The sequence below is a fragment of the Elusimicrobiota bacterium genome, from assembly GCA_026388075.1.
Taxonomy (GTDB): domain Bacteria; phylum Elusimicrobiota; class Endomicrobiia; order Endomicrobiales; family JAPLKN01; genus JAPLKN01.
Genome location: JAPLKN010000055.1, coordinates 1 through 7,989, shown reverse-complemented (window position 1 = coordinate 7,989; position 7,989 = coordinate 1). Strand labels below are relative to the sequence as shown.

9 protein-coding genes and 1 tRNA gene are annotated in these 7,989 nt (G+C 39.1%); all 10 read right to left on the bottom strand.

Translation table 11 applies throughout. From position 1 onward, the window contains the following. Nucleotides 1-755, bottom strand: a 755-nt coding sequence (gene guaA, locus NT145_02745; protein MCX5781610.1) for a glutamine-hydrolyzing GMP synthase, incomplete at its 3' end; no start/stop codon positions are given. Nucleotides 756-1,145: 390 nt separating this feature from the next. Then, the gene (locus NT145_02740) at nt 1,146-2,204 is read right to left on the bottom strand and encodes a hypothetical protein (protein MCX5781609.1); all 1,059 of its coding nucleotides are present in this window, start codon (nt 2,202-2,204) and stop codon (nt 1,146-1,148) included. A 180-nt stretch (nt 2,205-2,384) separates the two neighbouring features. Then, entirely contained in the window at nt 2,385-3,545 is a 1,161-nt protein-coding gene (locus tag NT145_02735) for a GuaB3 family IMP dehydrogenase-related protein (GenBank protein ID MCX5781608.1), read from the bottom strand. Nucleotides 3,546-3,585: 40 nt separating this feature from the next. After that, nucleotides 3,586-3,885 carry a 4Fe-4S binding protein gene (locus NT145_02730; GenBank protein ID MCX5781607.1) on the bottom strand — a complete coding sequence of 100 codons (300 nt, stop codon included), beginning with the start codon at nt 3,883-3,885 and terminating at the stop codon, nt 3,586-3,588. Between the two features lie 130 nt (nt 3,886-4,015). Continuing rightward, nucleotides 4,016-4,597, bottom strand: a complete 582-nt coding sequence (locus tag NT145_02725) for a 2-oxoacid:acceptor oxidoreductase family protein (protein ID MCX5781606.1) — start codon at nt 4,595-4,597, stop codon at nt 4,016-4,018. A gap of 108 nt (nt 4,598-4,705) precedes the next feature. Then, nucleotides 4,706-5,302 (bottom strand): recombination mediator RecR, encoded by a 597-nt coding sequence (gene recR, locus NT145_02720; protein ID MCX5781605.1) that lies wholly within the window; start codon nt 5,300-5,302, stop codon nt 4,706-4,708. 141 nt (nt 5,303-5,443) lie between these two features. After that, nucleotides 5,444-5,791: an endonuclease domain-containing protein gene (locus tag NT145_02715; GenBank protein ID MCX5781604.1), complete on the bottom strand. Its 348-nt coding sequence runs from the start codon at nt 5,789-5,791 to the stop codon at nt 5,444-5,446. A gap of 88 nt (nt 5,792-5,879) precedes the next feature. After that, entirely contained in the window at nt 5,880-7,598 is a 1,719-nt protein-coding gene (gene dnaX / locus NT145_02710) for a DNA polymerase III subunit gamma/tau (GenBank protein MCX5781603.1), read from the bottom strand. Nucleotides 7,599-7,695: 97 nt separating this feature from the next. Next, a tRNA-Ala gene (locus tag NT145_02705) sits at nt 7,696-7,768 on the bottom strand. A 76-nt stretch (nt 7,769-7,844) separates the two neighbouring features. Continuing rightward, the gene (locus tag NT145_02700) at nt 7,845-7,976 is read right to left on the bottom strand and encodes a diguanylate cyclase (protein ID MCX5781602.1); all 132 of its coding nucleotides are present in this window, start codon (nt 7,974-7,976) and stop codon (nt 7,845-7,847) included. Nucleotides 7,977-7,989: the final 13 nt, after the last annotated feature.

The following is a 7,989-nucleotide window of genomic DNA, read 5'->3' as shown; positions in this document are numbered from 1 at the left end:
AGCCTTAAAACACCGTTGTCAACAAAAATACAGGTAAGCTGTTTGCCCAGTGCTTTATGCACCATAGTTGCAGCAACAGAGGAATCAACCCCGCCGGACAAAGCGCAGATCACTTTTTCTTCGCCTACTTGCTCGCGGATTTTTTTTGTTTCGTTTTCAACAAAAGAATGCATGCTCCAATCTTTTTTTACTTTGCATACATTAAAAACAAAATTTTCAAGGATTTTTTTACCGAAAGGAGTGTGTTTTACTTCCGGATGAAACTGAACACCGTACATATTTTTTTTCAAATCGGCAATAGCGGCATATTGCGAGTTTGCAGTATGCGCAATTTTTTTGAAATTACCGGGAATTTTTGAAAGATGATCCCCGTGGCTCATCCAAACGGTCATTTTTTTGGGAAGTTTTTTGAAAAGGCCGGATTGACTGCTTATTGAAAGCTGAGCTACACCATATTCTCTTTGGCCTGAAGGTTTAACTTTTCCTCCGAAATGTTCTGCTATTAACTGCATTCCGTAACATATTCCCAAAATCGGAATGTTTAGTTCCCAAAGCTTTTCATCAGGCCACGGAGCCCCTTCTTCATAAACGCTTGACGGCCCGCCGGAAAGAATTATTCCCCTGATTTTATTTATTTCACCAAAAGAATGAATGGGCCTGTTTCCGGGATGAATCTCGCAGTAAACCTTCGCCTCGCGGATTCTTCTTGCGATTAACTGCGTATATTGCGATCCAAAATCAAGAATTAAAATCATTGAAACCTCTTAACGGCGTTCACGTGTTCACGAGTCCACGGGTTTACGAGTTAAATACATTACTTAAATCAAAAATAAGAATCATTTTTCCTCTAGCGTATAGCGGATAGAAACGACCTAGCCTTCAACTGAAATCAAGAATTAAAACTGTTTTACTTCAAATACAAAAAATCATGCTTCATCTTTTTTGAACTCTATATATTTTTTCTTTAATAACCTAAATATATTTGTAGCAAATAATTTATTTTGACCTTTCATTTTTTGCAATTTCGACAAATAGCATTGCAAAGCTAATAATAATTTTCTCGAGGTTTTCCCGACAAATCTCAAATCATGGGTTTCATCTATTATAAAATGCCATTCCTTCTTAAAATTAACACTATTCATACTTTAATTATTGGTTGATAAACTCTCAATCATTTCAATACTTTTATGCAATTGTAACATCAGGATAAACCGAAATCCAGCAGGTGTAATCACTATTTGCTGTCCGATTTTACCTAGCAATTCTAAATCAAGTGCAAAATTAAGAAATGTATAGGTTGCGGTACTCAGTGATTTTTCAGCTTGCCATTCATTCACTTTACCAGACACTTTCTTAAACATATCTCTCAAATCAGATAACTCGATAGGGTAAGAATTTCGTGATAATAAAAAGGTACTTTCAACTATTGAATACACCCCGAAAACTGACGAGGAGTAAAAAGGATCGTCAGCCACAAATTTTTTTAATATTTCAATTTGTTTTTCATTCAGTTTATCTACAAAAGGATCTTTATTGCAAAATTGAACATATTGATCGCCCATATCTGTGAGAAAATAATTTTTGTCTCGCTCTCGCACTAATCCAAATTCCTTTGCAACTTTTAAGTGATTATGGACGCTTTGTTTAGAAAGCTTGGTTTGGGTTGCGACTTCTTCTTGTTTTGTTATGCCTTCACTCAACTGAATTAGCGCTCTGTTAATGAGTCCGAAACTGAAAACACCATAGTCGTTCGGTTTGATTCTCAGAAACGGTGCAACAATTGAAAGATTATCATAATAATATTTTAGGACATTTAGCGGATCATAAATAATTAATTCAACATTGTTTTGTTTTGTTAATTCAATGTCCCTTTCTTTTGCCTCTGTTACTAACAAAAAACACAATATATTGCCTGCAATTAATTCTCCGATATTTTGTAAACGAATAAGCTCATCTCTATAAGAAAGTATTTGTTTTAACCATTGTTCAGAAAATTCGACAACTTTTAGCTCAATCAGACACAGATTTTTTTCACTAGATAAAAGCAAATCAATTCGCTCATCACCAGATTTTAATTTCAACTGACGCGCAATTAATTTTAAATCAAGCGGAAGTTTTAATATTTTCGAAAGAAATACCAAATTGGCTACAAGAATATCCTCAATTTGGCTTTCACTTATGTTTTTCTCTCGATCAGTTTGCATAACAGTATCTCCTCAGGGGAAATAGTACCGTATGTTCATCTCTTTTCTCGTATTCATCGCTCGTAATCGTTCCCGCAGTCCCTTGAACAAAACTTTAGCCAAACTAACGATTTTGGCAAGGCAGTTCTTTTTTTTGAACTCGTGAACTCGTCAACTAGTGGACTCGTGAACACCTTTGGTTTACTTTCCCATGCCTATGCGTTGAGCGCGTTGAAAAATCTTTCCTTCCGATTTAATATCCGGAGCGATCACCAATTCCGCCTTTTGAAGCTTTTTTATTGTTTGAGCTCCGACGGATCCCATGCAGGTGCGCAAAGCTCCTACTAGATTTTGGGTTCCGTCATCCAAATGGGCGGGCCCGTACAATATTTCTTCCAAAGTTCCTGTTATTCCGACATGAATCCTTGTCCCGCGGGGTAAGTTCTCATGGGGTGTTGCCATTCCCCAGTGGTAACCTTTGCCGGGCGCTTCTTTGGTTTTTGCGAAAGCGGAACCTACCATCACCGCATCTGCTCCGGATGCAAATGCCTTGCATATATCCCCGCCGGAACTCATACCGCCGTCAGTTATAATTGAAATATATTTTTTTGATTTTTTTTGATAAGAATTTCTTGCCGCGGCGCAGTCGACAGTTGCTGTCACCTGCGGGACTCCGATTCCCAAAACTCCTCTTGATGTGCAGGCCGCTCCGGGGCCAACCCCCACAAGAAGCGCCGCGCAACCGGTTTCCATAAGTTCTAATGCCGCATCATAACTTACAACATTACCTATTATTACCGGTATAGCCATATCTTTACAAAATTTTGAATAATCCAATGCCTTATATTTTGTTGCGGTATGACGCGCGGTTGCAACAGTTGACTGGATAACAAAAATATCAGCACCTGCCTCTTTGGCTATAGGACCGATCTTTAATGCATTTGTGGGGATACAAGAAACTGCTGCTATTATCCCGCCTTTTTTGATTTCTTTAACTCTTTGCTCAACAAGTTTCTCTTTCACTTGCTCTTTGTAAATATCCTGAACTAATTTTGTCGCTTCTTCAGGAGTAGCTTTTGCAATTTTTTCCAGAATTTCTTCGGGATGTTCGTACCGTGTTTGTATTCCGTCAAGATTCAATACCGCAAGGCCGCCCAGTTTTCCCATAGCTATTGCAAACTTAACATCAACTACACCATCCATCGCGCTGGCAAGAAAGGGAATTTCTAATTTTATATTGCTAATTTGAGTTGTTATATTAACTTCTTCGGGATTACAGGTTATAGTTCCCGGAGCAATTGCAACCTCATCAAAACCGTACGCCCTTCTGGCTTCACGGTCTTTTCCAATAAATAAACCCATCTTTTACCTCCACGCCCATTTTCAATGGGCGATGTTTTAATTATTTTTTTTCTATTTCCATCAATATCGCTTTTCCCTTTACAGGGCATTCTGCGGAACATATCCCGCAGCCCTTGCAAAAATCCAAATTTATGCCGGTCATTTTTCCGTCTTTAACAATTATTGCGCTATCCGGGCAGGAAATCCAGCAAAACATGCAATGAATGCATTTTTCCGGATACCATACAGGTTTTAAGCTTCTCCAATCGCCGGTTTTAAATTTTACTGCGGTTCCTGCTTCTAAAATATCGCCAATCGGCAATTCTTTATGTGATAATTTTTTTTCTTCTGATTTGGACATTTATTTCCTCCGGAATTAGCGTATAGCGTTTAGCGCCGCGCCTGCCGGCGGGCAGGGGTAGCGTATAGATTAAACTTACTTTTTCTTGTGCCGTTTCTATCCGCTATACGCAATGTGCTATCCACTAGTTTTATGCGCTCTTAACTTCGTTATATGCTCTTTTGATGGAATCAATGTTTCCGCTTATAATTTGCGGTTTATGCCTGAATTTTACTTCCAGCTTTTTCTTTGTGTCTTCTAATACCTGATCAATATTCATTGTTCCAACGACTTTGATTAAAGCGCCAAGCATCGGCGTATTAGGAATATTCATTCCGATTGTTTCCATTGAAATTTGGGTGGCATCTATGACAAAAACTTGTTTGGGATTAATTTTTAACCGATCAGCTATTTCTTTTGAAGAAAACGACGTATTTACAATAAGTTTCCCTTCAGGACCTAGCCCCTCCGTTACATCAACCGTATCCATTAAGCTCGGATCCAAAACAATAACATAGCCGGGTTCAGTTATTCCGCAATGAATCGTTATGGGCTTATCGCTTATGCGGTTAAATGACTGTACCGGCGCCCCCATCCTTTCAGGCCCGTATTCAGGAAATGCCTGAATATATTTTCCTGTTGCCAGCGCTGCATCAGCAAATAAAAGCGCTGCTGTTTTTGCGCCCTGTCCTCCTCGTCCATGCCATCGTATTTCTACCATTTCCTGAGACATTTAATTACTCCTTTCTTTTGTGAATTATTTTTAACAGTTCCAATAACTGTTCTATAAGCCAAATCAACGATTTTTATGCTTTCTTTTTCAAGCAGGATTTCAGATTAGCTACATTTCTCGGCGCCCTTCCAGGGCTCGTGAAATCGTTATCTCATCGGCATATTCCAAATCGCCGCCAACAGGAAGACCGTAACCGAGTCTTGTTACTTTTACACCTAGGGGTTTTACTTTTTCGGCGAGATAAAGGGCCGTTATTTCACCCTGTGTGTCTGTATCAGTGGCAACAATTAATTCTTTGATTTTATCTTTTTTTAACCGATTTATCAATTCTTTAACCCTCAAATCCTCCGGGCCGACAGCATCCAGCGGCGAAAGCGCTCCGCCTAAAACAAAATAAAGCCCGTTATATTCTTTTACTTTGCTTACTGCCAAAAGATCCTGAGGCGTTTCCACAATACAAATCATTGAAGTGTCCCTTTGAACATCAGAGCATACGGGACAAGGGTCTTTTTCGCTCATATTATAGCATGCACTGCATAGTTTAATAATATTACGGGCTTTTTGGATTGAATCTAGCAATTTATTAACTTCTGATTCGCTGGATTTGAGCAAATGGTAGCTAAGCCGTTCAGCCATTTTTGGCCCCACGCCGGGCAGTTTTTTGAAAGACTCTATCATTTTTTCAATCGGGTCAGGCCGTTTCATTTTATTTCCATATCAATAGCGTATAGCGTGCAGCGCCGCGCCTGCCGGCGGGCAGGGATAGCGTATAGAAAAACTTATTTTCTCAAAATTTCCTTTTTTGTTCCCCCTTTTGCAAAGGGGGAGACAGGGGGATTTTTTCTATTATACCGCATTCCAAATTTGCTCAAGGACTTCATTTAAATTCTTAAAAATATCTGAATCAGAAAATCTGATTACTTTCATGCCATAATATCTTAAAACATTATCTCTATTGCAATCCTTTTTCTTACCTTCATTGGAATAATGCTGCCCTCCATCAAGTTCAATTACTAATTTTGCTCTGGAGCAGTAAAAGTCAACGATGTAGTTATTTACTATCTTTTGTCTGTAAAACTGAAGCCCCTTAATCTGTTTTCTTCTTACTCTTGACCAAAGCAGTTGTTCTGCTTCTGTCATATTTTTTCTAAGATATCTTGAATTATTTTTTAGTTTCTTATTGTAAGGGAGCACTTTTTCAAATCCCCCTCAATCCCCCTTTTCTAAAGGGGGAACCGGCATAAAAACAAGATATTTTTTTCTATACGCTACACGCTATCCGCTAGCTTTTGGTTTTTTTCTTTATTTTCCCGGGGAATTTATCCAGTATCTTTTCAAGGCCGTGCGGTATTTTTTCATCCGATGAATTTTCCTTAACCTCAAAAAATTCTACGGTATTGCTGCCGGAATTTTCTTCTTCAACCACTATTTCTTCTTTACTTTGAGGAATTTCATTTTCAGGGCCGGTTTTCTTAGCTTCTACCACAACTTTTACAGAAACGGGCCTGCCTAATTTTGTTTTCAGATACTCTTCAATGAAAGGAATATTATGTTTTATCCCGTTTTCCTCAAACTTATTCTGCGCCCCGATAGTCACGCTGGTTTCATTGAACTCCTTTAGCATTGCGTTGCTTAAATAACCCCATATCAGCGGACGGATATTCTGAGTTTCATTTACAAAACTATTCCAGATAGATTCGGCGTTAAGATCTATTGGTTTCTTGAAATTTTCTTTAGCAGCATTATATTTTTCTTCCTCTTTGGCATCAGATAGAATTTCTACCGTTTTGGACTTTACGGTTTTGTATTCAGCAGGAGCCGCATTCACGGAAGTTTTCTCCGAACCTTTTGCCGGCAAACAATTTGTCGGCTCTATATTTTTTTCCAGTTTCTCAATTTTGTCAAATAGTTCTTTGGCGTTCAAATAAGGCTGAGCCATTTTTAAAAGATAAAGCTCTAAAATTATCCGCGGATTATCATGCCAGCGCATCTCGTCAAGGGAACGCGATATTAGGTGTCCCGAACGTATCAGCCAGGATTCTGTAAACAAATTTTTCTGCGACTCAATGAGTTTTTTTTCGTCAGCAGTTATTTCCAGGCTTTCAGGACTTGCCTTGCACAGCAAAATATTTCTTAAATGATCCCTTAAATCCCTGCCGAATTGAAGGAGATTAAACCCCTGTTCCGCAACGTTTTTAATCGTTTTAAGAATCCCGGACGAATCTTCTTTAGCAAGATAACCGGTAATCTCCGCGATAATTTCTCTTGGCAGAAATCCGAGTAAATTTTGGACATCCTGAGCTTTTACTTTCCCCGAAACGGATGAAACCGCCTGATCAAGAAGGCTTAAGGCATCGCGCACAGAACCGCCCGAAGCTGATGTAATAATTTGAAGCGATTCAGATTCAACGTCAAAGTTTTCTGATTTTACTATTTTTTCAAGGTGCGCCATTATTTCTTTTGAGGATAGTAGGCGAAACCGGTATCTCTGGCATCTTGAAAGTATGGTGATAGGCATTTTATGAGCTTCGGTTGTCGCTAAAATAAAAACCACATGCGACGGAGGTTCTTCCAAAGTTTTAAGCAGAGCATTAAAACCCTCGTTGGTTATCTGGTGGGCTTCGTCAATTATATAGACTTTATATTTTGATGTGGCTGGCGCGAACTTTATGTTTTCTCTCAAGGTTCTGATATCATCTATACCGCGGTTTGAAGCGGCATCTATTTCCTGAACATCCACGCTGCTGCCGTTTACAATCTCAACGCAGTTTGAACATTTTCCGCACGGTTCATTGTCACGCAGATCCTTGCAATTTAACGCCTTTGCCAAAATCCGCGCCATTGTGGTTTTTCCCACGCCCCTGGGCCCGGCAAATAGATATGCGTGAGCAATACGATTTTCAGCTAAGGCGTTATGCAGCGTTTTTGAAACATGTTCCTGACCGATTACTTCATCAAGCCTCTGAGGCCTATATTTGCGCGCCAAAACTACATAAGACATAATAACCTCTCAATTTAGTTATAAGTGGTAAGGATTAAGTTAAAACACTAAATTATCCATTTTATTTTTGCCTTACAGCTAACTGGATTTGCCCAAATGGACCGGAAGGGATTCGAACCCTCGACCTCTTCGTTGCGAACGAAGCGTTCTCCCAGCTGAACTACCGGCCCATTAATGGCAGTAAATAGTAATTTGTAATTAGTAATTAGACAAATATGAAAAATTTTTGTTAATTCTACATTATTATTAACAAATAGTCTTATTGAACTCTTGAACTCCGTTTCTTCCGTGCGTCTTTGCCCAGTACAAAGCTTTATCCGAAGCCTCTATAAGAGCCTGGGTAGTATCGCCATCATTCGGATAATGACTTATACCTATGCTTATCGTTAGT

What these genes read in the sequence shown, in the direction of transcription:
- NT145_02740 (MCX5781609.1), bottom strand. Translation starts at nt 2,204, where the DNA reads ATGCAAACTGATCGAGAGAAAAACATAAGTGAAAGCCAAATTGAGGAT.
- NT145_02735 (MCX5781608.1), bottom strand. Translation starts at nt 3,545, where the DNA reads ATGGGTTTATTTATTGGAAAAGACCGTGAAGCCAGAAGGGCGTACGGT.
- NT145_02730 (MCX5781607.1), bottom strand. Translation starts at nt 3,885, where the DNA reads ATGTCCAAATCAGAAGAAAAAAAATTATCACATAAAGAATTGCCGATT.
- NT145_02725 (MCX5781606.1), bottom strand. Translation starts at nt 4,597, where the DNA reads ATGTCTCAGGAAATGGTAGAAATACGATGGCATGGACGAGGAGGACAG.
- recR (MCX5781605.1), bottom strand. Translation starts at nt 5,302, where the DNA reads ATGAAACGGCCTGACCCGATTGAAAAAATGATAGAGTCTTTCAAAAAA.
- dnaX (MCX5781603.1), bottom strand. Translation starts at nt 7,598, where the DNA reads ATGTCTTATGTAGTTTTGGCGCGCAAATATAGGCCTCAGAGGCTTGAT.